This window comes from Fibrella rubiginis, assembly GCF_017353185.1.
GTDB classification, from domain to species: domain Bacteria; phylum Bacteroidota; class Bacteroidia; order Cytophagales; family Spirosomataceae; genus Fibrella; species Fibrella rubiginis.
Genome location: NZ_JAFMYV010000002.1, coordinates 721,219 through 746,072 on the forward strand (window position 1 = coordinate 721,219; position 24,854 = coordinate 746,072).

The 24,854-nt window shown below is 54.4% G+C and carries 20 protein-coding genes; 8 read left to right on the forward strand and 12 right to left on the reverse strand.

All coding sequences use genetic code 11. The features are described from left to right. Window positions 1–144 precede the first annotated feature (144 nt). Window positions 145–2,493, forward strand: a complete 2,349-nt coding sequence (locus J2I47_RS06540; RefSeq protein WP_207363736.1) for a T9SS type B sorting domain-containing protein — start codon at window positions 145–147, stop codon at window positions 2,491–2,493. A gap of 2 nt (window positions 2,494–2,495) precedes the next feature. Here J2I47_RS06540 and J2I47_RS06545 read toward each other — a convergent pair whose 3' ends face one another. The 6 genes from J2I47_RS06545 to J2I47_RS06570 form a co-directional block, all read right to left on the reverse strand. Then, window positions 2,496–3,428 carry a homoserine kinase gene (locus J2I47_RS06545; RefSeq protein ID WP_207363737.1) on the reverse strand — a complete coding sequence of 311 codons (933 nt, stop codon included), beginning with the start codon at window positions 3,426–3,428 and terminating at the stop codon, window positions 2,496–2,498. A gap of 143 nt (window positions 3,429–3,571) precedes the next feature. Continuing rightward, window positions 3,572–5,269: a sodium:solute symporter family transporter gene (locus tag J2I47_RS06550; RefSeq protein ID WP_207363738.1), complete on the reverse strand. Its 1,698-nt coding sequence runs from the start codon at window positions 5,267–5,269 to the stop codon at window positions 3,572–3,574. A gap of 220 nt (window positions 5,270–5,489) precedes the next feature. Next, window positions 5,490–7,940: a penicillin acylase family protein gene (locus J2I47_RS06555; protein WP_207363739.1), complete on the reverse strand. Its 2,451-nt coding sequence runs from the start codon at window positions 7,938–7,940 to the stop codon at window positions 5,490–5,492. A 188-nt stretch (window positions 7,941–8,128) separates the two neighbouring features. Beyond that, window positions 8,129–8,416, reverse strand: a complete 288-nt coding sequence (locus J2I47_RS06560) for a hypothetical protein (RefSeq protein WP_207363740.1) — start codon at window positions 8,414–8,416, stop codon at window positions 8,129–8,131. Between the two features lie 127 nt (window positions 8,417–8,543). Further along, window positions 8,544–9,773, reverse strand: a complete 1,230-nt coding sequence (fahA, locus tag J2I47_RS06565; RefSeq protein WP_207363741.1) for a fumarylacetoacetase — start codon at window positions 9,771–9,773, stop codon at window positions 8,544–8,546. Window positions 9,774–9,913: 140 nt separating this feature from the next. Beyond that, the gene (locus J2I47_RS06570) at window positions 9,914–11,098 is read right to left on the reverse strand and encodes a homogentisate 1,2-dioxygenase (RefSeq protein ID WP_207363742.1); all 1,185 of its coding nucleotides are present in this window, start codon (window positions 11,096–11,098) and stop codon (window positions 9,914–9,916) included. Between the two features lie 193 nt (window positions 11,099–11,291). On the opposite strand from J2I47_RS06570, the gene J2I47_RS06575 reads away from it, so the two are divergent. Continuing rightward, window positions 11,292–12,512, forward strand: a complete 1,221-nt coding sequence (locus J2I47_RS06575) for a T9SS type B sorting domain-containing protein (protein WP_207363743.1) — start codon at window positions 11,292–11,294, stop codon at window positions 12,510–12,512. Between the two features lie 83 nt (window positions 12,513–12,595). Continuing rightward, on the forward strand, window positions 12,596–13,387 hold the full coding sequence (locus tag J2I47_RS06580; RefSeq protein WP_207363744.1) for a hypothetical protein: 792 nt from the start codon (window positions 12,596–12,598) through the stop codon (window positions 13,385–13,387). Between the two features lie 73 nt (window positions 13,388–13,460). Here J2I47_RS06580 and J2I47_RS06585 read toward each other — a convergent pair whose 3' ends face one another. Both J2I47_RS06585 and J2I47_RS06590 read right to left on the reverse strand, forming a co-directional pair. Further along, complete coding sequence (locus tag J2I47_RS06585; RefSeq protein ID WP_207363745.1) at window positions 13,461–13,841, reverse strand: response regulator; 381 nt, start codon at window positions 13,839–13,841, stop codon at window positions 13,461–13,463. 11 nt (window positions 13,842–13,852) lie between these two features. Then, complete coding sequence (locus J2I47_RS06590) at window positions 13,853–15,193, reverse strand: tetratricopeptide repeat protein (RefSeq protein ID WP_207363746.1); 1,341 nt, start codon at window positions 15,191–15,193, stop codon at window positions 13,853–13,855. Window positions 15,194–15,470: 277 nt separating this feature from the next. On the opposite strand from J2I47_RS06590, the gene J2I47_RS06595 reads away from it, so the two are divergent. After that, window positions 15,471–15,905 carry an Hsp20/alpha crystallin family protein gene (locus tag J2I47_RS06595; RefSeq protein WP_207363747.1) on the forward strand — a complete coding sequence of 145 codons (435 nt, stop codon included), beginning with the start codon at window positions 15,471–15,473 and terminating at the stop codon, window positions 15,903–15,905. Between the two features lie 110 nt (window positions 15,906–16,015). On the opposite strand, the gene pyrR is transcribed toward J2I47_RS06595, so the two are convergent. After that, the gene (gene pyrR, locus J2I47_RS06600) at window positions 16,016–16,576 is read right to left on the reverse strand and encodes a bifunctional pyr operon transcriptional regulator/uracil phosphoribosyltransferase PyrR (RefSeq protein WP_207363748.1); all 561 of its coding nucleotides are present in this window, start codon (window positions 16,574–16,576) and stop codon (window positions 16,016–16,018) included. An 83-nt stretch (window positions 16,577–16,659) separates the two neighbouring features. On the opposite strand from pyrR, the gene pth reads away from it, so the two are divergent. From pth to J2I47_RS06615, 3 genes are all read left to right on the forward strand, one after another. Further along, window positions 16,660–17,220, forward strand: coding sequence for an aminoacyl-tRNA hydrolase (pth, locus tag J2I47_RS06605; RefSeq protein WP_207363749.1), 561 nt, complete (start codon window positions 16,660–16,662; stop codon window positions 17,218–17,220). 241 nt (window positions 17,221–17,461) lie between these two features. Further along, the gene (locus tag J2I47_RS06610; RefSeq protein WP_207363750.1) at window positions 17,462–17,896 is read left to right on the forward strand and encodes a hypothetical protein; all 435 of its coding nucleotides are present in this window, start codon (window positions 17,462–17,464) and stop codon (window positions 17,894–17,896) included. Window positions 17,897–18,078: 182 nt separating this feature from the next. Then, window positions 18,079–19,533: a cellulase family glycosylhydrolase gene (locus J2I47_RS06615; RefSeq protein WP_207363751.1), complete on the forward strand. Its 1,455-nt coding sequence runs from the start codon at window positions 18,079–18,081 to the stop codon at window positions 19,531–19,533. 38 nt (window positions 19,534–19,571) lie between these two features. Here J2I47_RS06615 and J2I47_RS06620 read toward each other — a convergent pair whose 3' ends face one another. Next, window positions 19,572–20,558, reverse strand: coding sequence for a fatty acid desaturase family protein (locus J2I47_RS06620; protein ID WP_207363752.1), 987 nt, complete (start codon window positions 20,556–20,558; stop codon window positions 19,572–19,574). A gap of 315 nt (window positions 20,559–20,873) precedes the next feature. On the opposite strand from J2I47_RS06620, the gene J2I47_RS06625 reads away from it, so the two are divergent. After that, window positions 20,874–22,454, forward strand: a complete 1,581-nt coding sequence (locus tag J2I47_RS06625) for an FAD-dependent oxidoreductase (protein ID WP_207363753.1) — start codon at window positions 20,874–20,876, stop codon at window positions 22,452–22,454. A 73-nt stretch (window positions 22,455–22,527) separates the two neighbouring features. On the opposite strand, the gene J2I47_RS06630 is transcribed toward J2I47_RS06625, so the two are convergent. After that, window positions 22,528–22,971 (reverse strand): peptidylprolyl isomerase, encoded by a 444-nt coding sequence (locus tag J2I47_RS06630; protein WP_229374319.1) that lies wholly within the window; start codon window positions 22,969–22,971, stop codon window positions 22,528–22,530. Between the two features lie 126 nt (window positions 22,972–23,097). After that, a complete protein-coding gene (locus J2I47_RS06635; protein ID WP_207363754.1) occupies window positions 23,098–24,732 on the reverse strand; it encodes an ABC-F family ATP-binding cassette domain-containing protein in 1,635 nt (544 codons plus the stop codon). Window positions 24,733–24,854: the final 122 nt, after the last annotated feature.

The following is a 24,854-nucleotide window of genomic DNA, read 5'->3' on the forward strand; positions in this document are numbered from 1 at the left end:
CAACGCGGACGGCACCTACTGTTGAGCGAAGCAACCTTTTGCGCTTGTTTGTACTCCTGTTACTAAATCAAGCGCCTGATAGATAAGGCAACTCTGTGCCACGATAAATTCGTATTTTACCTTGCCTGTATACTAGCTCGACATATGAAATCAGCCTTACTTTTTTTGTTCCTGCTTTGCCAGAGTGCTCAACTGGCCTGGGCATCGCACATTGCCGGGGGTAACGTAGAACTGGTCGCTACAGGTAAGCCCGGACAGTATCGGCTGAGTCTGAACCTCTACATCGATGAAGCCAGCAAGGGACCGGAAGCCATCATCGACCCGCAGATTTACCTGTCTATTTTTCGTCAGCGCGACAACAAGCTGATGGGTGACTTTCCGCTGAAATTTCTCAGAAAAATTCTGCTGGTCTACGCCAATCCCGCCTGCGCCCGGTCGAAAGGGTTAGAAACGTCGGAGGTAAAATACCAGGGGCTGGTTCAGCTAGACGCGGCTCAATATGCCGATCAGGCAGGGTACTATATTGTCTGGGAAAAATGTTGCCGCAACAAAAACGTGACCAACATTGACCGCCCCGACCAGGCCGGCATGATCTACTACCTGGCGTTTCCGGCCCTGCAACGCAACGGCGGGGCTTTCCGCAATTCGTCGCCGGTGTTTCTGACGCCCAACCCCGAATATATCTGCCGCGACAAAGATTTCACCCTGCCCTTCCAGGCCACCGATGCCGACGGCGACGAACTGCGCTACAGCCTGGTGACGCCCTACCGCGACAATATTTACACCCCTTTTGGCTTCAAAAATTCCTACAAAGACCCCGATTTTCCGCTGCTCAGGTGGCAGTCAGGTTATTCCGCCCAGCAGGCCATTACGGGAAAACCAGCCTTAAGCATCAGTCCCGACGGGGTCCTGCGCGTGAAACCCGATAAACTGGGCCTGTTTGCCTTTGCCGTATTGTGCGAAGAGTATCGGAATGGGGTGAAAATCGGCGAGGTACGCCGCGATCATCAGATTCTGGTGGTCGACTGCTCACCGCAGGTACCGCCCAAACCAACGATCACGGCGGTATCGCCAACCGGTGCGTCGCCCGTGGCTATCTGCGTAGGCAGCGACATCACACTAACGTCGGAAAATGCCGCTGACTTCAACTATCAATGGCGGCGCGACGGCTATAACCTGCCCGGCGAAAACAAACCCACGATCCGCACTACCCTGGCGGGCGACTACACAGTCATTAAAAGCTTCGCCACGGTCTGCACCCGCGACTCGGTGTCGGAGCCGTTTCGGGTAACCTACAAACCCAACGACCCCGCCCGCATCACGGCAGCCGATACCGTTATCTGCGTTGATCGTCCTGCCACGCTACAGGCCAACGCCCGCCCCGATTTCAGATACCAGTGGTACCAGGACGGCAAGCCACTACCCGGCGAGACCAAAGACAGGCTCGTGTCGCCGCGGGGCGGAAAATATCGTCTGGAAATTCTCAATACTACCAACGGCTGCCTCAGTGCCGATTCCATCAATCTGGTCAAAAGCCCGCTTACGAGCGTTAGTGTGGTGGCCGCCCTGGCCGGGCCGCTCTGTGCAGGCGGACAGCTCACCGTCCGGTTGCCCCAGTCGCTGACGGGCATTTCCTACAGTTGGCAGCTGAATGGATCACCCTTATCTACTACCTCTGTCACCACCCGCGCCGACAAACCCGGTGCTTACCTGGTCACGGTCAGCGATACGGCTTGTTCGGTGAAGTCGGCACTGGCACAGGTAAATGCCCGCCCAGTACCCCTGATCGACTCTATTTCGCCTATTTGTGGTGCCTCGGCCCCCACCCTGACGCTGCAGGCTAATCCGGCGGGAGGGGTATTTTCGGGGACGGGGATCACGGGCGGGCGGTTGAATCCGGGGCTGATTGGGGCTGGCCGGCACACGGTTATGTATTCAGTGACGAACACCGCCGGTTGCCGCGCCGACACCACACGCACGTTCACGGTTGTCGACGTCCCCCAGCCCGACCTGGGCGCGGATATGACCATTGTGGTCGGCAGCCGGGTGAATCTGGGGGGACCACCCGGCGCGGGCCTGACCTACGCCTGGACGCCACTGTCCGGGCTGACCTCAGCCACGGCCGTCAGCATTACGGCTCAACCCGCCCAGACCACAACGTATAAGCTCACCGTCAGTCGCAATGGGGTATGCCCGTTGACCGACGAGGTGGTACTGACGGTGTTGCCGGGTCTGTTTATTCCCACGGCGTTTTCGCCCAATGGCGACAGCCTAAATGATAGCTGGGAGTTCCGGGGCATCGAATCGTTTCCGGGCTGCGCAGTACGGGTTTTCAACCGCTGGGGTGAGGTCATTTTCGCCAGCGACGATTATCAGCACCCCTGGGATGGACGGCGCGACGGGCAGTTGATCCCGTCAGGTGTGTATCATTACGTGGTAAAGCCAACCCCCTACCTGGCTGAAGAACGGGGAACATTGGTGGTGATGTATTAACCCTATGCCAGTACTCTCGGCCCTACGTTGTTGATGCCCGACACGTAGACTTCGCTGGTGATACCAACGGATAGAAACGCCTGCTGCATGGCCTGACCCACGTTTTGTGCCGTGTCGGCGTCGCGGCTAAGAGCAAACATCGAGGGGCCGGAGCCGGAAATACTGCACCCCAGCGCGCCATTGGCGATTGCCGACCGTTTCACTTCGTCGAACTCCGGGATAAGAATCGACCGAACGGGCTCAATGATCACGTCGACCATGGAGCGGCCGATAAGGTCGTAGTCGGGCTTCATCAGGCCCGCGATCAGGCCCGCCACGTTGCCCATCTGGGTAATCGCGTTTTTGAGCGACACTTCGTTTTTCAGGATATAGCGGGCGTCTTTCGTGTTCACCTCCACGTCGGGATGCACAATGGTGGCAAACAGACTGGCGGGCGTTTCGATCTTGATCACGTCGAGGGGCGCATAGCTGCGTACTACTACGAAGCCCCCCAAGAGCGACGGTCCCACGTTGTCGGCATGGGCTGAACCGCAGGCTATGCGTTCACCTTCCATCGCAAAAGGCAGTAATTCCAGCGTCGTTAACGGCCTGCCTAAGAGCTCATTAGCGGCAAAAACCCCCGCCACGGCACTGGCCGCGCTGGACCCAAGCCCGCTGCCCAGCGGCATGTGTTTGGTCAGCACCATGTCGAAACCAACGTCGGGGCGACCTATTTTTTTCAGGAAAGACTGGATGGCAATACCAGCGGTGTTCCGGGCGGCGTCGCGGGGCAGTCGCCCGTCGTCGCCAATAATATCGATAATGCGAACGCCGGGCTGGTCGGTTTGGCGAAGCAGCACCTCGTCGCCCGGCTGGTCGACGGCAAAACCAAATATATCAAAGCCACAGGCCACATTGGCCACCGTGGCCGGGGCAAACACGCGTATTTCGTTCACAGAGAGGGGTAGTTCAGGGGGGCAAAGATAGAGGCGTCTAAAGTTTAAGGTTTAACGTCCAACGTTTAAAGTTGCTTCGCGTTCGCAAAAGCCGAGCGCGAAGCAACTTTAAACGTTGGACGTTAAACCTTAAACTCGTTTCCCTACCAGAACCGGACGTAGATCGCCGAAACGAGCGCCAGGATAATAGCGATCATAGCAACGTGCGTGGGGGCCAGTTTGAACATGGTCGCATCGATCTCGAACGCTTTGGGGTTCACCTTTGGACCGGCCAGGCTGATAATCACCATCAGCAGCACCGTAAGGGCAAACGACAGGCCCATCGACACCAGGAAGGGGATTTCATACACACCATCTTTGTTGGGGAAGGCCGTATAGAGCAGCGTGTCGTTGCCAAAGAGGGCAGGCGCAAACTGATTGAACAAAACCACCAGCCCGAAACCCGCCAGAATACCCACGATGGCCGCCGTGCCGGTGGTGCGTTTCCAGAAAAAGCCGAGGATGAAAATGGCGAAAATACCCGGACTGATGTAGCCCGTATATTTCTGGATGTAGGTGAAGCCCCCCGCCCCGCCAATACCCAGCGCGTCGCCCCAGGCAAAGCCGATAGCGACAAGCACGGCAGCCAGAATAGCCAGCCGACCCACCCACACAAGCTGCGTTTCGGTGGCCGTCTTGTTCACGTATTTATGGTAAATGTCGAGCGTGAAAATGGTCGAGATCGAGTTGGCCTTGCCCGCCAGCGACGCCACAATGGCTGCCGTGAGGGCCGCTACTGATAGCCCTTTGAGGCCACTGGGCAAAAACGTCAGCACCGCCGAATAGGCATTGTCGCCCGATACGGCCCCGTCGCGAAGCATTTCGGCCTGCAACCCGCCGTGGGCGTGAATGACGTAGGCCGCAATGCCCGGCACCATCACAATAACGGGCATGAAGATTTTCAACAGGGCAGCGAAAAGGATACCTGTCCGGGCGGTCTTGAGGTCGGCGCCCAGTGCCCGCTGGGTGATGTACTGGTTGCAACCCCAGTAGTTGAGGTTTACCACCCACTGCCCGGCCAGGTACATCATAATGCCCGGCAGCGTCAGGTATTTATTTATATCAGCCTGGGACGAGCCCGGTCCCGGTTTGGCAAAAATCATGTGGAAGTGATCCTCGGCGTTGGCAATCATGGCGTTGAAACCCGTTATCGCACTGCTGCCCAGCCCGAAGGTTTCGCTTACTTTGGTCAGGGCCAAATAGGTCGTTACCAGCCCGCCGATGATAAGCACCAGCACCTGAATCACGTCGGTATAGCCAATCACTTTCATACCGCCGAGGGTGATGATGATGGCAAAAACGCTCAACCCGATGATGATTGCATGGAAACTATCGCCCCCAACAAGGTTGCTGATGGCCGATGCACCCAGGAACAGGATCGAGGTCAGGTTAACGAAAATGTAGAGAAACAGCCAAAAAATGGCCATGATCAAACTCACGGTCTCGTTGTAGCGGGTGCTGAGAAACTGCGGCATGGTGAAGATTTTGTTCTTCAGGTAGATCGGGATAAACCAGACCGCCACAATGATGAGGCTGATGGCTGCCAGCCATTCATACACGCCAATGGCAATGCCCAGCCGGAACCCGTCGCCCGACATGCCAATAAACTGCTCAGCAGATATGTTTGAGGCGATGAGCGAGGCCCCGATGGCCCACCAGGTCAGCGACCCTTCGGCCAGGAAAAAGTCTTTGGTGTCTTGTTTGCCGGTCTGTTTTTGTTTGTAGATCCAGTATCCGTAGGCCGAAACGCCAACGAAATAGAGGAGGAAAACGATGTAATCGGTCGTAATGAGTTGACTCATGAAAACAATTTCGTGGGGTTAAAAAAGGAGTGATTTAGGTTTAACGAGGTTAAAATTAGACGATTCAGGTAGAATGACACCGTTAACCGGCAAAACTGACCAAATCGATTTGGCTGAGGGGATTGTCTGACAGGTAAAGACAAGCCAGCCCCGTTTCAACCCTTAGCAGGGCGGAAAATTTGGTCATTTGCCTACGATTGGCAAATGACCAAAGACCGATTTACGGTTTCAGCACCGTCTTCTGCTCTGTCACCTGCTCAATTTTACTGCGTGAGAAGAAAACGGGAAAATAGCCATTTTCGGCCCAGAGAGGGAGCAGATCGCGGTAGTGCGGGCTGTCGGGGTTGCCCGACTGGCCGGGGGTGTTGATACCCATCGTGCGGTCCCAGTCTTCGGTATCCATCACGATCCGGAACGACGCACCATGTTCCTGATTCAGGCCGCTGCCCGTTACATTCACCGTTTCGCCGTAGCCGCCCCGCGCCACCGGGCCAAGGTTGATCCGCTTCTTCTGCTCATCGCTTACCAGGTCGCTCAGGGCGTGCGTAAGGGTGATGTGCTTGTTTGTGCGCTGCCCATACACCCACGTTTCCATGTCAGGGCCGAGGCGTTTGGTTAAGTCAGCCACCGACTGCGTTACACAGGCCAGCAATAAACTGTCGCGATTAATAGGTCGGCTGATTATCAATTGTGGCGACACAGCCCAGTCCAGCAGACGCTTGGTTGGAATGGTTTTCAGATACGGTTTGGCATCGTCAGGAATAACCAGATCAGCGAAGGCCCGGCGGAGGTTGGTCTCGAAACCCACGTAAATCGATGCCGCCACCGAGTTCATATCCAGCGAATAATTCCATTTGCGGAGATACGCCAGGGCCTGCTCCGTTGGGCCATCGTCTGACGAAAGGGGTTCCAGCAGCGGCACCAACGTGCGGGCGGGCAGGGCTACGTAATCTGCTTGCAGGCGCATGAAGTCGGATAGTGTTTTACGTTTACCATCGGCCAGCACCTCTTCAATTCGTTGCGCCCGCGACGGTCCGGCCCACACCCAGCCAATGGCATCGCGATGGGGAAAATCGCTGGGTGTAAGGTTATTATTAGCCGTGACTATGATACCCGATTTTGGATTTTCGGAGTGGGGCAGTTGCGCAATGGGCAGAAAACCAGCCCATTCGTAGCGACCGTCGCCGGGTACGGGCACAAGTCCCGTCCAGTTTTTACGGATGGGGGCCAGCCCCACCGCCTGCCAGCCGATGGTGCCTTTGGGGTCCGACCAGATCATGTTTTCGCCCGGCACGCGGCTGGCCATACACGCCTGCCGGAATTCGGTCCACGACCTGGCCTGGTTCATGCGCAGGCTGGCCAGGTAGGGCGAACAACCCGGTTCGAGCCACCCCGCCCGAACGGCGTAGGCCTTGTGGGCTTTGGCATCGGCAAACACGACCGGCCCGTGGCGGGTGTACCTCAGGGTAACGGTCTGGGCGGGTTGACCCTTCACGGCGATGGTTTCGCGGCGGGTGCGCATGGTCTCCCAGCGACCTTTGTAGCGATACTGGTTCGGGTTGGCCGGGTTGATGTCGTAGACGTACAAATCTTCGTTGTCAGTGTCGAAAATAGTCAGGCCCCACGCGCCATAGTCGTTGTGGCCAATGGAAATACCCGGCAAGGTGGGTTCGCCAGCGCCAATGACATTCCAGCCGGGCGCGTTCAGATGCGTCCAATACCGCAACGATGGCGTAGACTGCGCCCGGTGGGGGTCATTGGCCAGCATGGGGTACCCACTCGCTGATTTCTCGCCCGAAATAGTCCAGTTGTTCGACCCCACAAACTGCTTTTCTTCCTCGAACCAGGCGTCGATTTCAGCTTGAGAGGGCGTCAAAGGGGGTAGGGATGCCATCACTTGGAGTGATGGCATCCCTACCCCCTTTGACGCCCTGTTCAGTGCCTCGTCTTCCATGGTCACGCCCATTGTTTTGTCGGCTTTGCTGAACCGGACGGGCAGGCGGAAGGCTTCGTACAACTCTAATATATTCTGCATCAGCCCTTTACCATCTACGTGCAGTGTCAGGTCGGGCGATTTGTCATTCTGGTTTGCTTTGGGGTGAAACCACTGCAACGCCCGCAGGCTGTCGGCTCCGATCAGGTGTACGAGCCGACCATAGTTCAGCTCATCGCGGATGTTGCTGAGCAGGCCCTGATGCCGGCTGATGACTACTTCCGGTGTCCAGAGGCCGGGGCGTGTATTCAGCGTTTTAAACTCAAACGGGAGTTTGTCGGGAGTCTGATTGATCTGTGTCACGTAGGCGTTGATACCTTCCACAAACGCCCGCACAATCACGCTCCCGCGGGGGTGATACCGGTTCAGTTCAGCATCCAGATCCTGGGGACGAAACCTAAACAGGCGCGTACCTATATCGCGCTTAAGCTCTTGCGAGCCAAGCAGTTCGGCTACGGTGCCGGTCGCTTGCCGCCGCCACATTTCCAGTTGAAACAGGCGGTCCTGCGCCGCCATGTACCCCTGCGCGAAGAACAGGTCATGCTCATTTTTGGCGTAAATGTGGTTCACCCCCCACCCATCGCGTAACACCTCCACGGGTTGTTTAAGCCCTCGTACGGTCAGGTTTTGGGCATGCGACGCGGTAATAACAAACAGTAGAAACGTGAGTATACGCATGAGTTAGAGCAGTTGTCGATACGCAATATCCTATGTCTCCTCATGCATCAGTAACAAATCGCCATTTTTCTACGAAAATGACCGTCATTGTCCTTTCTCTATACACACGAGAGCCCCGTATCAGATCGGTTGAAATAACCTGATACGGGGCTCTGCTGGTAACAACATTAACTGGAGCAGGCGCTCAACTATTGCTGCTTGCTGCTCTTACTGCCCGACGACATGCTGCTGCTTTTCCCTTTGCTACTCATGGCTTTACCACTCATCTTGCCACCATGTTTCATCGATCCGCCCGACATAGTGCCGGTGCTGCCACCTGTTGATTGGTTACTCGATGTAGTTCCACCCGTGCTACTTGGCGTAGTCCGGCTGGCTGATGAATTTTTGGGATCAGCCCCACCCTGCGATGGTGCTGCCTGTGTACCTGCGGTGGCTACTGCTACAAGCAATACGGCCAAAACGATTACCTTTTTCATACGTTAGCGTGTGTTGCGTTTATGCATTACCCAACCTCAACCGCGCTCACCGGTTTTCGTTTACAATTTTAATCTATAATGCCTATAGATTTAATCGAATCATAATGTAGAACTTCTGCAGGATCGCTTAACCCACAATCCGTCCCGTTACTTCACCAAACCCTACACGGTGCTCTCCCCCGCCCGCCCAGCCCCGGAACGTGACAGTGTCTCCGTTGTCGAGGAAGGTGCGCGTTTCACCATTTGCCAGCCTGAGCGGTTCAGCGCCGCCCCACGACAGTTCGAGCAGTGACCCCCACGACGAACGGTCCGGTCCGGAAATAGTACCCGACGCCATCAGATCACCCACCCGCAGGTTGCAGCCATTGACCGTGTGGTGGGCCAGTTGCTGCGCCTGCGACCAGTACAGAAAACGCTGATTTGAGCGCGAAATAACTGTTTTACCTGTTTTGTCGTCTCCGCTGGCGGGAATCAGCTCTACCTCCAGGTGGATGTCGAGGTTGGGGAGCGGGTTGGTTTCCTGCAAGTACGGCAGCGGCGGAGGAGCCTGCACGTAGCCAGGCACGCGGAAGGGCGCCAGGGCCTCCATCGTAACGACCCATGGCGACATAGACGAACCGAAGCTTTTGCCCAAAAACGGTCCCAGTGGCACATACTCCCACTGCTGAATATCGCGCGCCGACCAGTCGTTGAACAGCACTATACCAAAAACGTGTTCGTCGAAATCGGCAGGCGTCAGCACCGTACCCAGCGCTGTGTCTTTGCCCACAATAAAGGCCGTTTCCAGTTCAAAATCGAGGCGGCGCGAAGGGCCAAAAACAGGCTCAGTAGCGCCCTTGGGCATCATTTGCCCGCTGGGCCGACGAATGTCCGTTCCCGACACCACCACCGACGAAGCCCGCCCATGATACCCTACCGGCAGGTGTCGCCAGTTGGGCAGCAGGGCGTTGGCGGGGTCCCGGAACATTTTGCCTACGTTACTGGCGTGGTCGATGCTGGAATAAAAATCGGTATAATCGCCGATCTGCACGGGCAGGTGCATAATGGCATCGGTCATGGGTACAAAGGCGTGATCGGGCAATTGGTGTTGCCCGGTGGGTTCAGTCAGCGCCGCCTGTAGCACCTGCCGCACCTGCCGCCATACAGATCGACCCAGCCGGATAAACTCATTTAGCGTAGCGAGTTGAAAAACGGTCTTCTGCTTTTCGGTCAGAAACTCATCGAATAAGGCCCCGTTGGCGGCAAGCGTCATGTCGATGATCTGATCGCCGATGGCCACCCCCACACGGGGGTTAGGCTGCCGGGCAGTACTGAAAATGCCAAACGGCAGATTATGAATGGTGAAGTCGGAAGACATATGGGGAATGAGTGACTGAGTGATTGAGCGAATGAGTGACTGGCTGGTCGCTACGCGGCTATCTTATGTTGCTATAACACAAATGCGGCGTAGCGATCAGCCAGTCACTCATTCGCTCAATCACTTAGTCACTCATTTATTTATTGTTCGCGCCATGATTGAAAATAAACGCCATCATCAATACCCATGGCCTGGGTGGTGAGGCGCAACGGGCGGAAAGTGTCAACCATCACGGCGAGTTCGTCGGTGCCGGTTTTGCCAATGCTACGCTCCATCGCGCCGGGGTGCGGACCGTGCGGAATGCCCCCCGGATGCAACGTCAGCACACCCGGACCAATGCCGTTGCGCGACATGAAATTGCCGTCGACGTAATACAGCACCTCGTCGGAGTCGATGTTGCTGTGGTTGTAGGGTGCCGGAATGGCCTGCGGATGATAGTCGAACAACCGGGGCACAAATGAGCACACCACGCACGCCTTGGTCTCGAACATCTGATGCACCGGTGGTGGCTGGTGAATGCGCCCCGTAATGGGTTCAAAGTCATGGATCGAGATGCCGTAAGGGAAATTATACCCATCCCAGCCCACCACGTCGAACGGGTGATAGTCGTATACCAGCGCGTGCAGGATGCCTTCCTTCTTAATTTTCAGGACAAATTCGCCCTGCTCGTCGTGGGTTTCCAGGTTCTGCGGCAGCTTCAGATCCCGCTCCGAATAGGGTGAGTGTTCGAGCTGCTGACCGAAGTGATTCCGGTAGCGTTTGGGCGTATAGATCGGCGAGGTAGACTCGAGGTAAAACAACCGGTTGCCAACCGAATCAGCCCCCGCAGCAGTCGTTTCGTCGAATGAGATCTGGTAGATCATGCCACGCGGAATGAGCAGGTAATCGCCCGGCACAAACGAAATCTGCCCCAGCAGGGTACGCAACGTGCCCGTGCCCCGGTGAATGAAGAGCAGTTCATCGGCGTCCGCATTTTTGTAGAAATAGTCGGTGAGCGACTGACGGGGGGCGGCCACGCCCAGCACTACGTCGTTGTTAACCAGCAGCGGCGTGCGGCTTTGCAAAAAATCATCAGCCGGAGCCACGTCGAAACCGATTAGTTTTCGCGACATGATGTTGTGTTCCACCGCCAGCGAAGGCCGCAGATCAACTGAATCGAGCACGGCCTTCACCTGGGTGGGGCGGTGCAGGTGATACAACAGCGACGACATACCGTCGAAGCCGACCGTACCAAAAAGCTGCTCATAATAGAATGCCCCCGCCGGGCTTTTAAAAACCGTATGGCGCTTGGGCGGCAACTGGCCAAGGTGGTGGTAAACAGGCATGGTTTGTGATGAAGTTTGGAAGACTAACGCAAGAAAGCGCATCATCGGCAAAAGCCCATGCCAAAACTTCCATACTGCCCCACCTATGCTTAGCCGCCTTGTACATTATCTGCTTGTTGGACTACTCCTGTATACAAGCTGTCAGCATACGCACGCACAACAACGATCCAGGCAGCCTAAAAAACCGCTGTCGATGATGGCGAGAAGATACTGCCATGAAGCCCAGATCACCGTTACGAAGACGACACTGTGCCCGGGCGATATACTCTACCTTTTTTCGAACATTCTGCCATCCTATCGGTATCGCTGGTTTAAAGACGGCGTTCTGTTGAGGGGGCATACAAACTACGCACTGATTGTGGATAGCCCCGGCGAATACACGCTGGAAGTAACCAACACGGCCCTTGCTGATTGCGTCAACACAACGTCGATCGTTATTCGTCAGAGTACACTGGGTCGGGTAGCCATTACAGCGCCAACGGGCGGCAGCGTAGCCTGCGAGGGCAACACGCTAACCGCCTCGTTGACGGGTAACGCTTCACCCAACACCGTCTACCAGTGGCAGTATAATTACAGCGACATTCCCGGCAACACGCCCACCCTGGTGACTACAAGACCAGGCACGTACGCGGTCTCCGTTTCGGACGGCATCTGCTCTGTAGACGCCAATGTGGTAGCTGTACTCGAAAAGCCGACTATTTTGTTTCCACCGCCGCCAACCCAGTGTGTCAGCAAATCGGAGCCGTTTCCGTTCTATACCGAACCAAATGGCGGGCTATTTGATGGACCGGGTGTTCAAAACAATCTTTTTTCTGCGGCACTGGCCGGGGTAGGCGTGCACACCGTTACCTACTCAGTTACAAATGCAGCCGGCTGTACGGCTATCCGAAGTCAAACCATTGCCGTCAGCGATGTGCCTCAACCCGACCTGGGACCAAACCAAACCATTGCGGCGGGCATAAGCCTCACCTTACAGGGGCCCGTCAAGCCTGAAAGCAAGTCCCTTACCTACGCATGGGAGCCTGCCGATAATGCCTTCACTGGCTCAAGCATACAGGTTCAACCGCATCAGACCACAACCTACCGGCTTACCGTTAGCGACAATGGCCAGTGCCCGCTTAGCAGCAGTGTACAGGTAGACGTCCTGCCCGGTCTGTTTATTCCCACGGCGTTTACACCCAATGGCGATGGTCAGAATGACGTCTGGCGGTTAACGGGCATCGAGGCATTTCCCAATTGCCGGGTGCGTATTTTCGACCGATGGGGTAGCCTGATCCTGGACGAATCACCGTATCATGAGCCCTGGAATGGCCGAATCCGGGGTGAACGGGCGCCAGCCGGGCCATACCGATTTGTCATAAACCCTGCCCCCACCCTACCCGAACGCAGCGGTACACTCGTGTTGGTGGAGTAAGATCAGGGCAAAAAGTTTTCGGGTAGCTGCGTGTGGAATATCATCAGTGCGTGCATCTAGCTGTAGCATCTCCTGACCTCATAATGAAACGACCTTTCTCTATACCAGTTTCTTTCATCATTCTGGGCGTTGTATGCACTTGCGTCCAGTATTATTCACGCATTGCGTCTGCCTTGTCAATATCGCCAATAGCGACGCTCAACAATGCTAACCAACCTGATGCGAGTCACTTTGCTGGCGTCAGCCACATGTCGCTGGCGCAGATAAGATTAAGCTCAGCCGCCCTTTGCACTGACGATACGTCATCCAACTGCCGCGAACGACTCATTACCCTACAGCGAGAGGTTGTGCAGGATTATCCGGTACCCATTCCTCAGCCGAATGTGCCTGCACTAATTACGCCGGATGAAGCAGTTATCGACTATAAAAAATATCTTGCTGACAACGCCGGGTCTCCCAAACTTATCGTCTTTAAACAACTGTACCCGCGTATTCTGTTAAACAAATACGGCATTCTAGCCAGCAACAATCGTGCGTTAATCCGGTATTTTACTGAGCATATGCTGGAAGCCCATTCGCAGGACTTTGCTACCCTAGCTAAAGCGTTGCTTGTAATAAGAGACGACGTGCCAGCAGGTCAATACAATCAATGGCTGGCCGTAACCATTCGGGAGGCAGAAGCATGGCAGCTAACGCGGCAAAAAGTCCTCACTAATTTAAAACAGACTATAGCGCAAGTAGAGGCCTCCCCCGATTTTGAGCAGAAAAAGTCTCGCCGGCTAAACCTCAAATTTGCCCAGAAGCAACTGGAGGTCACTACAATCGCCGATGATCTGCAAGCCCTTCGTAAGCTCCAGCAGCCAGTTCTTCAATAAGTATTACTGTATAAATTAGAAAGGCCTCCTGTAGTTACAAGAGGCCTTTTTTGGTATTGGTATGTGGCTTCGGTTATACCGGCAGGTTGGCCAGTTTTTCTTTCAGATCGGTGAAGTCGAGTGGCTTGGTCAGAAAGTCGTCGGCCCCCAGGTCCATCGCCTGTTTATGGCTGTCCTCGTCGCCGTAGGCCGTAATCATCATCACCACGGGTGGCCTTTTGGGGGTCACTGTTCTGATGTGCCGCAGTAACTCCAGCCCGCTCATGCCCGGCATGTTGATGTCCGACAAAATCAGTACGGCCTCCTGCGGTCGTTCGGTGAAGATGGTCAGCGCCTCCTCACCCGACGAAGCAAACGTCAGGTGGATCGTGCCGCCCCGAATTTCGCGCCGGAACCGCTGCTCAAAAAGCGGACGCACGTCCGGTTCATCGTCAACAACAAGAATGTGGGTCATGCCAGAGGGGGTTAATTGCAATAGTCGCTGATGACTTTGTAGGCGGGGGTGTAGCCCAGTTCGCCCGACTTCGAGAGATCGAGGCAACCGCCGTTTTCGTCACCCAAACTATGCCGGATTATGCCCCGAATATAATACGCTTCGGCGTAGCGCGGGTTAAGTTTAATGGCACTGCTGCAATCGAGCAGAGCACCCTTCTGGTCATTCTGCGACGATTTGATCATACCGCGCGTGAAATACGCCTCGGCATACGTCGGGTTGAGTTCAATGGCCTTGTTCAGATCGGCAATGGCCAGTTTGGCATCGCCCTGCTTGTTGCGGCTCACGGCCAGGCTGAAATAAGCTTCCGAACGTTCGCCGGACAGTTCGTTGATTTTGTTGCGCTCCTGCACTACCGCCCGCAGGTTGTCGAGTGCCCCCCGGTTCAGGCGGCCGTTATAAAATACTTTGGTGTCGGTATTGGTGTTGTTGAGGTCAATGGCCTGGTTAAAGTCCTGCACGGCTCCTTTCTGATCGCCCAGCTTGCTGCGGCAGAAACCACGCCCGTAGTAGCCCCGATGGCTGTTTTTGTCTAAACTAATGGCCCGGTCGAAGTCAATATTGGCCCCCTTGAAATCTTCGGTCTTCCCCTTGGCGAAACCCCGATTCAGGTACGACTCAGTGTCTTCGGCGTTTAGTTCAATGGCTTTGTTCAGGTCGGCAATGGCACCCGTAAAATCGTTCAGTTCCACCCGCGAAGCGCCCCTTGCCGCATAGGCCTGACCACGCTTGGGGTTCAGTTCAATAAGCTTGGTAAAATCGGCCAGACTGCTCGAAAACTCTTCCAGTTTTTGCTTCGTAATGCCCCGCGCGTAGAGGGCCGACTGGTTGTTGGGTTCCAGTTCCAGTGTACGGGTGAAATCCTGTAAAGCGCCCCGATACTGCTCCAGCCGGCTCCGGCTGGCGCCCCGGTTGTAATACGCCTGGGCTTCGTCGGGATTCAGTTCAATGGCCCGCCCGTAGTCGAGCAGGGCCGACCGGTGGTCATCCTGTTTGCTTTTGCTTACCCCCCGGCTCAGGTACGCCAGCGCATCTTTCGGGTTCAGTTCAATAGCCCGGTCATAGTCCAGAATAGCGCCGCGGTGGTCTTTCAGATTCGCTTTGGCCAGCCCCCGGTTGTAATAACTGGGGCCATTGTCGGGGTTCATGGTGATGGCCATGCTAAATGCCTGGAGCGCACCAGTGAAATCGCCGGAACGGCTTTTAGTTACACCACTTTCAAAATAATCGACCGCCGTTTGTTGTGCTTTCGCCTGTATTGACAAGACGCTGGCCGTAACAAGTACCAGTAATGACGTGTAGAATTTTAGCATGGTTACAAGTGGGATTATATACAAGTATTTTCTGAGTAGATGGCCCATAAAATTACTATCCGGGATTGGCATGAACAACTTATGATTGACTAATAAGTATTAATGACTATAGTAATGACAAAACGTATAAAGAGCAAACGGCGAATCAAGACATTATGTCATTAAAACATCATAAATTCTTTAAAAACCAGACAACATGTCATCTTTTTTCCTTTGGCAGTACTTTTGCAAATAGGGAGATACAACCTGCTACTGAGCAGTTAAACAACAACAGACAATGAACACCTTAGCACGCGTTAACACAATGCCTACCTTATTCGACACCTTCTTTGGCCCCTCATTGGCCAACCGTCCCTACGTAGTGAACTACCGCAAACCAGCCTCCACTGGCCCGGCTGTAAACGTAAAAGAGACGGATACGCACTTTGTGCTTGAAGTAGCGGCCCCCGGTGCGCAGAAAGAGCAGTTTACCCTGAACGTAACCCAGCAGGTGCTGACGCTGGCGCTCAAGAATGAGCAGGCCACCGAAGAGGCAAATGCAGGTTACGTAAGGAAAGAGTTTGGTTTCCAGGCTTTCGAACGCAGCTTCCGTCTGCCTAAAAACGTCGATGCCAACGCCATCAAAGCCACTTACGAAGCCGGTATTCTAACCGTTGAATTACCCAAAGTGGAAGAGAAACAACCCGAAGTGAAGCAAATTGAAATTGCTTAAGGAGGGTAGGTACGTTTAAAGTCTAACGTCCAAGGTCTAAAGTTGCTTCGCGCGCCATCGTAATGCGCGAAGCAACTTTAGACCTTGGACGTTAGACTTTAAACTCGTTCCTACGCTTTATCAATCAGCCAGACGCGATCTGTTTCGGCTCCCTGTTCGGTCCACTCTACCAGCACGCGTTGCGTATCCAGGGTCTGAACGCGCTGCCCTACGTAGTCGGGCTTGATGGGCAGGTCACGGTTAAACTGGCGATCAATGAGCACCATCAACTCTACCTTGCGGGGCCGCCCAAACGCCGACATGGCATCGAGCGCGGCGCGGACCATGCGGCCAGTAGCCATAACATCGTCGATCAGAATGACGCGCTTGTCTTCGATCAGAAATGGCACGTGGGTGGTGTTGGGGCGCAGCGGGGCATCGCGCCGCCGAAAATCGTCGCGGTAGAACGTAGCGTCCAGATAGCCCAGGGGGACGTTGTGAGCCGGATAACGGCCGGCCAGTGTCCGGTTTAGCTCGCGCACCACACGTTCGGCAAAATAAATGCCGCGTGGTTGTAGTCCCAATACCACCGAATTGGCAAAATCGGTGTGATTTTCGATCAACTCCTGGCTTAGTCGGCTGATCACAATTTCCAACAATGGACTGGCCAGTACAAGGCGTTTCTGGTTCATGGGTTAAAAGTAGGTTTCCGCTCGTATTTTATCCGAACAACCCGCTGAATTCCCCAAATTTGTGCCTTCTTGCCAGTATCTCTATGAAATTTTTGATCGTTGGTCTGGGCAACATTGGCCCGGAATATGCCCTTACCCGCCACAATGCGGGCTTTATGGTGCTCGACCGGCTTGCCGCGCAACACGGTTTTTCGTTCACGATGAACCGACTGGCCTACACCGCTGCCTGGTCATACAAAGGCAAGCAACTGTTTTTTATCAAGCCCACCACGTTTATGAACCTGAGCGGCAAGGCAGTGGCCTATTATATGAAGCAGGAAAACATCCCGGTCGACAACATCCTCGTTATCTCCGACGATAAGGATATCGACTTTGGCAAACTGCGCATGAAGCCCAAGGGGTCAGCGGGCGGGCACAACGGTTTGCGCAACATCGACGAAGTGCTCGCCACCCAACAATACGCCCGGCTGCGGTTCGGAATTGGCAACGCTTTCTCGCGCGGGCGGCAGATTGATTTCGTCCTGGGCCAGTTTCCTGACAGCGAATTAGCGATGCTACCAGAGGTGCTGGACCGCGCTGGCGATGCAGCATTGGCTTTTTGTACTATGGGCATACAGCAGGCCATGAATAATTTTAACCAATAATTGACTTTTTTGAAGAACTTTCAAAAAACTTAAAAAAGTACAATTGGTATATACGAGCAAATACTTACCAAATAATCTATTGATTAAACAACACAAACAGAGCAATCGTAAGCCTTATACGGCATTTTCGAGGATATAATTCAGAATATTATTTTGAAAGGCCCCTATAGAGTACGCATCAAATATAAACTAATCGGGGTCTGGCCCTGTTCTATTACTGAATACCAAATAGAACAAAACAATGAAATCGCGTGTTATCTTTGCGTCGTTGATTCTTGGATTAGCATTAACGACCACGGCAAACGCGGCTACCACCATCTCTGATGATAGTCCGGCTGCCAACAAATCGGCAGCTACCCTGCTGGTTAATGGATCGGAAAAGCAGTTTGCTCACTTTATCGAGCAGCACGCCAACCGCTTCAGCCACACATCGGCCTGGCAGACATACATGAATGTCGTGTCGATGTACAATCAAAATCCGGTTGATGTGCTGCGTTTGTCAGCCGCTGACCGTGCCGAGTTTGTCAAAGCATCTTCGGTTGTTTCTGGCCAATTGGCGAAGCAAAAACAACCTGAAGCAAGCCAATGGGCAGGCCAGGTTAACAACACAGTTCGTACGTTAACGTACTTCTGGACAGTCAGTCAGGATCAGGCGCAACTGCCTGAAAATGAGTAACTGAAAAAATACACCCATTCAATTGGGTTATTGGAACAAGAATGAGTTTAAGTTAGTTTTTCAAGTAGAAAAGGTTAAGGGTTTAGGAATAGTCAGCAAAGAGCCGGGTCAGTGATCCGGCTCTTTCTTTTTGTTTTGTTGCCAGGCGTGGAGTTACATTGGTCTTTCAAAAACCCTGATCCATGTATTTAAGAGTACTGTTACTGCTCGTCTTTTTTGGCTCCTGCCTGCCTCTCTTTGCTCAGTCTGTCAATACGGTTCGGCTGTACCCCCAGAATCCGCACTACCTGTCCTACCGTGGGCAGCCCATCATACTGCTTGGCTCCGGCGAACACTACGGCTCAGTCGTCAATCTCGACTTCGACTTTAAAAAATACCTGCAGGCTACCGCCGCCGATGGCATGAACACCACCCGGCTATTTACGGGTGCCTACGTGGAAAAGCTGGGCGATTTCGGCATTCAGAAAAATACGCTGGCCCCCGCAGCTGGCCGACTGGTGCTTCCCTGGAAACGGAGCAACGCCCCCGGCTACGCACTGGGCGGCAACAAGTTCGATCTGGGCACGTGGGATGAAGCCTATTTTACGCGTCTCGCCGACTTTGTGACTGAAGCGCAACAACGGGGCGTTATCGTGGAAGTCAATCTATTCTCGGCCCACTACAGCGATGGCTGGAAATACAGCGCATTCAATCCTAAAAACAACGTTAACGCTACTGATTCAGTCCAATCAACGGCGGTGAATACCCTTCAGAATGGCACCATTCTGGCTCATCAGGAGCGCTACGTTCGCGAGATTGTGCGGCGCCTGAACCGGTTCGACAATATCTATTTCGAGATTCAGAACGAACCCTGGGCCGACCAGACAGATGTGGTCCGGATGCACAACGCCTATGGCCCTGCCACCGACTGGCGAAGCACCTTACAGGTAGTATCGCAACGCTCGAACGACTGGCAGCGGCGGGTGGCAGCCTGGATCACCGACGAAGAGAAACGGCTGCCCATCCGGCATTTGATTTCGCAGGATATCAGCAACTTTCACTACCCCATTACCAACCCCGACCCCAATGTGTCAATTTTCACGTTTCACTACGCCTCCCCCGAAACCGTTGGTGAAAACAGCTATCTGAACAAAGTCATCGGCTTCAACGAAACCGGCTTTGCTGGTCAGGCCGACTCAACCTACCGGCGGCAGGCATGGCGGTTTTTGTTCAGCGGCGGGGGTCTGTTCAATCAGCTCGACTACAGCTATGCCGTTGGCTCCGAGACGGGCACCGACAGCGTAGGCACGTCGCCGGGTGGTGGTGGACCAGCCCTGCGGGCGCAACTCAACGTTTTAGTAAAATTGCTTAAAGCACTTACCGTTAGCCAGTTAATGCCTGACAATACGATCGTAAAAGCCGCACCCGGCACCCAGACGTGGGCCATGGGCGATGGCAAAACCCGGTGGGCGATCTACTGCGAAACGCTGGCCGCAAAGCCCTATAACCTGGTGCTAAGCCTACCCAAAGGCAGCTACGAAGCCGAATGGATCGACGCTACAACCGGTAGGTCATTACAAAAAACGGCCGTAGTCAACGGCGTTGTGCAAGCGCCAGCCGGCGTAGCTGACCGGGTTGTGTTGGTCAGGAAAAAGTAGTCTGGCGTTTTTCCGGTTCGCCAGTTGAAAACGCGGCACTACGTTCTCTTCCCTGCCACCGCTTTTTTCAGAATCTTCCAGTACCCTGTTTCCAGTACACCTTCGTCGAAATAACCGCGTGAGAGGAGTATACGGTGCAGCCTGGGGTAGTTGTAGGGCGGGGCGGCCATCATCAGGTGGTGCTCGGCGTGGTAGTTAACGTGGTGGGGAGCAAACAACAGCCGCTCCAAAAAATTGGCATAGGTGGTGCGGGTGTTTTTGTGCGGATTTTCCTGCTCCTCCACCACGCTGTGTTCAGCCATCGACCGCACCCGGAGCGAGACATTGTAGGTGGTCAGCAGCGCGCCAATCCAAAGTAGATAAAGCCATCCCGCGCCACACAGCCAAAGCAGGGCAAACAACAATCCATTGGCAGTCAGCGGTCCACGCAGGTTTTTCCAGCCCAGCCGAAGATGGTCCCACGCCGATCTTTTCTGTAGCCACTGCGCCGCGCCGCCCAGCGAATAAGACAAATACCCAGCGTGCATGCTCAGTACGGCCAACTGCCCTTTAATGCCCGTGGCCCCCGACAGATCGCGCGCAAATTTCCGGACCATGCTCAAGGCGGTGGTGGGGTAACCTTTGGTCAGGCTGAGGTCGGGGTCGTTGTGTAGCCCTGCGAATTTGTGATGCTGCAGGTGGTAGGGGCGGTATTGTTCCACGTTCTGCAAAATCGGGTAGCTGCCCAGCCAGTTGCCCGCCAGTGTATTCCAGCGGGCTGAGGTGAAATACGCGTTGTGCGAACAGTCGTGCATAATAATGGCGCAGGCTAACTGCTTGCCGCCCAGCACGATCAGGGCGGCCAGGATGGTGATGGGGTTCGGAAAGAAGCCTGCCAATGCGAAAGCGGCAGCGATCCAGCCCCAGGTAGTGGCCAACTCACCAACGGCCCGCCAGTCCGACTTCCGCATGATTGCGTCGACCTCCTGCCGCGATAAGTATTGTTTGATGGTTTGGCTATACCAACCCATATGCGACGTTTCCATAGGCTAAAGATACGACGTTGGAGGCTGGATGCTGGACGTTGGATGTTGGATAGTGGACGTTGGAGGCTTCGCGCTACGTGCCCTTCGACAAGCTCAGGGTGACAGCCCATCTAATGCAGTTCAGGTAAATTGATTCTAGTTTCCTGTCACCCTGAGCTTGTCGAAGGGCACGTAGCGCGAAGCCTCCAACATCCAGCAGCCAATAGCCAGCCTCCAGCAACTACTATCCAACATCCAATATCCGCTTTCCCCTACTTTTTTAACCAATCCCACGAATCGTGGTTTGTCTAGTTGATCACTAGACCATTAACCACCATGACTGAAATTGCCGTAGCCCATACCAACGACCTGGCCGATGGACAGCTAAAAGAAGTAACCGCTGGCGACACCAAGCTGCTGTTGGCCCGTGTGGGTACCGATGTGTTTGCCGTTGGTGCTGTTTGCCCGCACCTGCAGGCCCCACTAGCCAAGGGGTTGCTTTGCGGCAAACGCCTCTACTGCCCCTGGCACCACAGCAGCTTCGATATTGGCACCGGCCACCTGATCGAACCGCCCTCGCTCGACGGTCTTTCCACCTACCCTGCCCGCGAAGCCGACGGACAAATTTGGGTGCAACTTCCCGACAACGAGAAAGCCCCGGCAGAACCGGCTATGGCTTCCGCGAAAGTCAATTCCCGGCAGTCAGTGTTGATTTTGGGTGGTGGCGCGGCTGGTTTTTTTGCGGCACAGACCCTACGTGAACGTGGATTTAGCGGGCGAATCAGCCTGGTTCTGCGCGAAGATCACCTACCCTACGACCGTACTAAACTGAGCAAGGCTTACCTGAACGGCAAGGCCACTGCCGACAAACTGCCCCTGCGCAACGAGGATTTTTTCAAAGATGCCGACATCGACGTTTTACTGGGCAAGGAGGCCACACAAGTGGCTACAGACACGCGTACGATCTCGTTTAAAGACGGCACCACCTTACCCTACGATCAGTTGCTGCTTGCTACCGGAAGCACCCCCAACACCCTGCCCGTACCCGGTGCCGACCTGCCCGGCGTGCACACCCTACGTTCGCAGGACGATGCTGCGCAACTGCTTGACCAGTTGAAACCCGACGCTCGTGTGGTAATTGTTGGGGCCAGTTTCATTGGATTAGAAGTAGCTGCCAGTCTTCGGCAACGCAATTTGCCGGTAACAATAACCTCACCCGAAAAACTACCATTTGAGAAACTACTTGGCGCTGAAATTGGGCAGATGTTTCAACGTATGCACGAAAAAAACGGAGTTAATTTTCGTTTGGGCACCCAAATAGTAACCATTCAGGGCCAGGAATACGTTGACACTATTTTACTTGACAATGGTGAAACTATGTCTACTGATCTGGTCATTGTGGGCATTGGTGTAAAGCCAAACACAGGCTTTTTACAAGGCTTACAATTAAACGAAAAAGATCATAGTATTTCCGTCGATGAACATCTGCGGGCGGCGGAAGGACTGTATGTCGCGGGTGATATTGCCCGCTTTCCAGGCGCGCAAAACGACGGAACACCCATCCGCATCGAACACTGGCGGACGGCCCTGCAACAGGGCCGAACGGCCGCGCTAAACATGATGGGTCTACCCGAAAGCACAGCCGACTATGTTCCGTTTTTCTGGACAAACCAGTATGACAAACGGCTCTCCTACGTGGGTCATGCCGAGGATTGGGATGATCTCTTTATCGACGGTTCGGTAGCCGACCAGACGTTTCTGGCGTTCTACAGCAAGGCGGGAAAGGTGCTCGCCGTGGCTAGCATGAACCGCGACCAGGAGTCAATTGCCATTGAAGAGTTGATGCGCATAAAAACAATGCCTGATGCGGCATCAATAAGAAACAAACTACCTGACTTTAAAGCACTTGTATACTAAAGCAAAGCCATATAAACATCAAAATCCCGCCTGTGAACAGGCGGGATTTTGTGTACTTAACAGGGTTAACTACCTAAGCAGCCGCTTCTTCTGAGATCGTAATTGACTCAATTTTGTCGCCCTGCTTGATTTCGTCGATCACGTCGAGGCCCTCTACCACTTTACCAAACACGGTATGGTTGCGGTCGAGGTGGGCGGTGTTTTGGCGGTTGTGGCAGATGAAAAACTGCGACCCGCCCGTGTTCCGGCCCCGGTGTGCCATGCTCAGTACGCCCCGGTCGTGGAATTGGTTTCCGCCGTCCAGTTCGCAGGGAATGCTGTAGCCAGGGCCACCAGCACCCGTACCGGTGGGGTCGCCGCCCTGAATCATAAAGTTGGGGATAACGCGGTGAAACGAGATGCCGTCGTAATAACCCGACTTGGCCAGTTTCACAAAATTGGCAACCGTGCCCGGTGCGTCTTTATCAAAAAATTCGATGGTCATTGTACCCTTGTTGGTACGCATTTCAGCTTTCATGGGGCAAAATAAGTTTAATGTATAAGGTTTAAAGTGTAAAGTTGGCTGACGCAATAGTATGCTTGCCGCACCGGCGGACCGGCCAGCCAACTTTACACTTTAAACCTTACACTTTTGAACTAGTAATTACACTGCTTTTAAATACAATTCTTCGCGTTGCTGTTTCACGCGCTCGTCGGTGATGAACTCGTCGTAGGTCATCAGCTTATCGAGGATACCGCTGGGCGACAACTCGATGATGCGGTTGGCGATGGTCTCCACAAACTGGTGGTCGTGCGATGAAAACAACACCGGCCCTTTGAACTCGATCAGGCCCCGGTTTTCGGCTTCAATAGATTCCAGGTCGAGGTGGTTGGTTGGCTCGTCGAGCATAAGGGCGTTGGCGCCTGAGAGCATCATCCGCGACAGCATGCACCGTACCTTCTCGCCACCCGACAGCACCGTGGCTTTCTTCAGCGACTCTTCGCCCGAAAACAGCATCCGCCCCAAGAAGCCCCGGATGAAACTCTCATCTTTCTCTACCGAATACTGCCGGAGCCAGTCAACCAGGTTCAGGTCGCTGCCTTCGAAGAAAGCGTCACGGCCGGTATCATTGGGGAAATAGGCGTTCGTGATGGTTACACCCCACTTAAACGTACCCGAGTCAGGTTGCTTCGTGCCCGACAACACGTCGAGCAGGGCCGTCACGGCCAGGCTATCGCGGCTGTAGAGGAAGATCTTGTCGCTCTTGTTCATGCTGAACGACACATTGCTGAACAGTTTCTGGCCGTCTTCACCCGTGTAGCTCAGGTTTTCGACGGTCAGGATCTGGTCGCCGGGTTCGCGTTCGGGCTTGAAATGGATGTACGGGTATTTCCGCGACGAGTAAGCGATATCGTCGATGGTGAGTTTTTCCAGCAGTTTCTGGCGGCTAGTGGCCTGCTTCGACTTCGAGGCGTTGGCCGAAAAACGACGGATAAACTCTTCTAATTCTTTGCGCTTGTCTTCGGTCTTTTTGTTCTGGTCCTGCCGCTGACGGAGCGCCAGTTGACTTGATTCATACCAGAACGTGTAGTTACCGGCATACTGCTTCACCTTCGAGAAGTCGATATCGACAATGTGCGTACAGACCTGGTCGAGGAAGTGGCGGTCGTGGGACACTACGATCACCGTGTTTTTGAAATTGGCCAGAAACCCTTCCAGCCAAATCGCCGATTCCACGTCAAGGTTGTTGGTCGGTTCGTCGAGCAGCAGAATGTCGGGGTTACCAAACAGGGCCTGGGCCAGCAGCACGCGCACTTTCTCAGAGGCGTTGAGGTCGGCCATCTGGGTGTAGTGCAGGTCTTCGCGGATACCCAACCCCGATAGCAGTGAGGCGGCATCTGACTCAGCATCCCAGCCGTTCATCTCGGCAAATTCGGCTTCGAGTTCAGCGGCCCGCTCCCCGTCGGCGTCGGTGAAGTCGGCTTTGGCGTAGATCTCGTCTTTCTCCTGCATGATCTCATACAGGCGCTTGTTGCCCATGATCACCGTTTGCAGTACGGGAAACTCGTCATAGGCAAACTGATTCTGGTTCAGAACCGACATCCGTTCGCCCGCACCCATGCTGACGTTGCCCGTCTGCGGCTCAATTTCGCCGGATAGGATTTTCAGGAATGTTGATTTACCTGCCCCGTTGGCCCCAATTACGCCGTAGCAGTTGCCGGGGTTAAATTTTATGTTGACGTCGTCAAAAAGTACCCGCTTGCCGTAGCGAAGCGAGACATTGGATACTGATAGCATTCGCGTTGATTATGGCTGAATTCGGCCGCAAAGGTACGAAAATTAGTTGGCAGTAGGCAGTGGCGGCGGGTAGTTGCTCATGTCTGCTGGCCACTGCTGCCGTAGTAGCGGCCTGGTACACT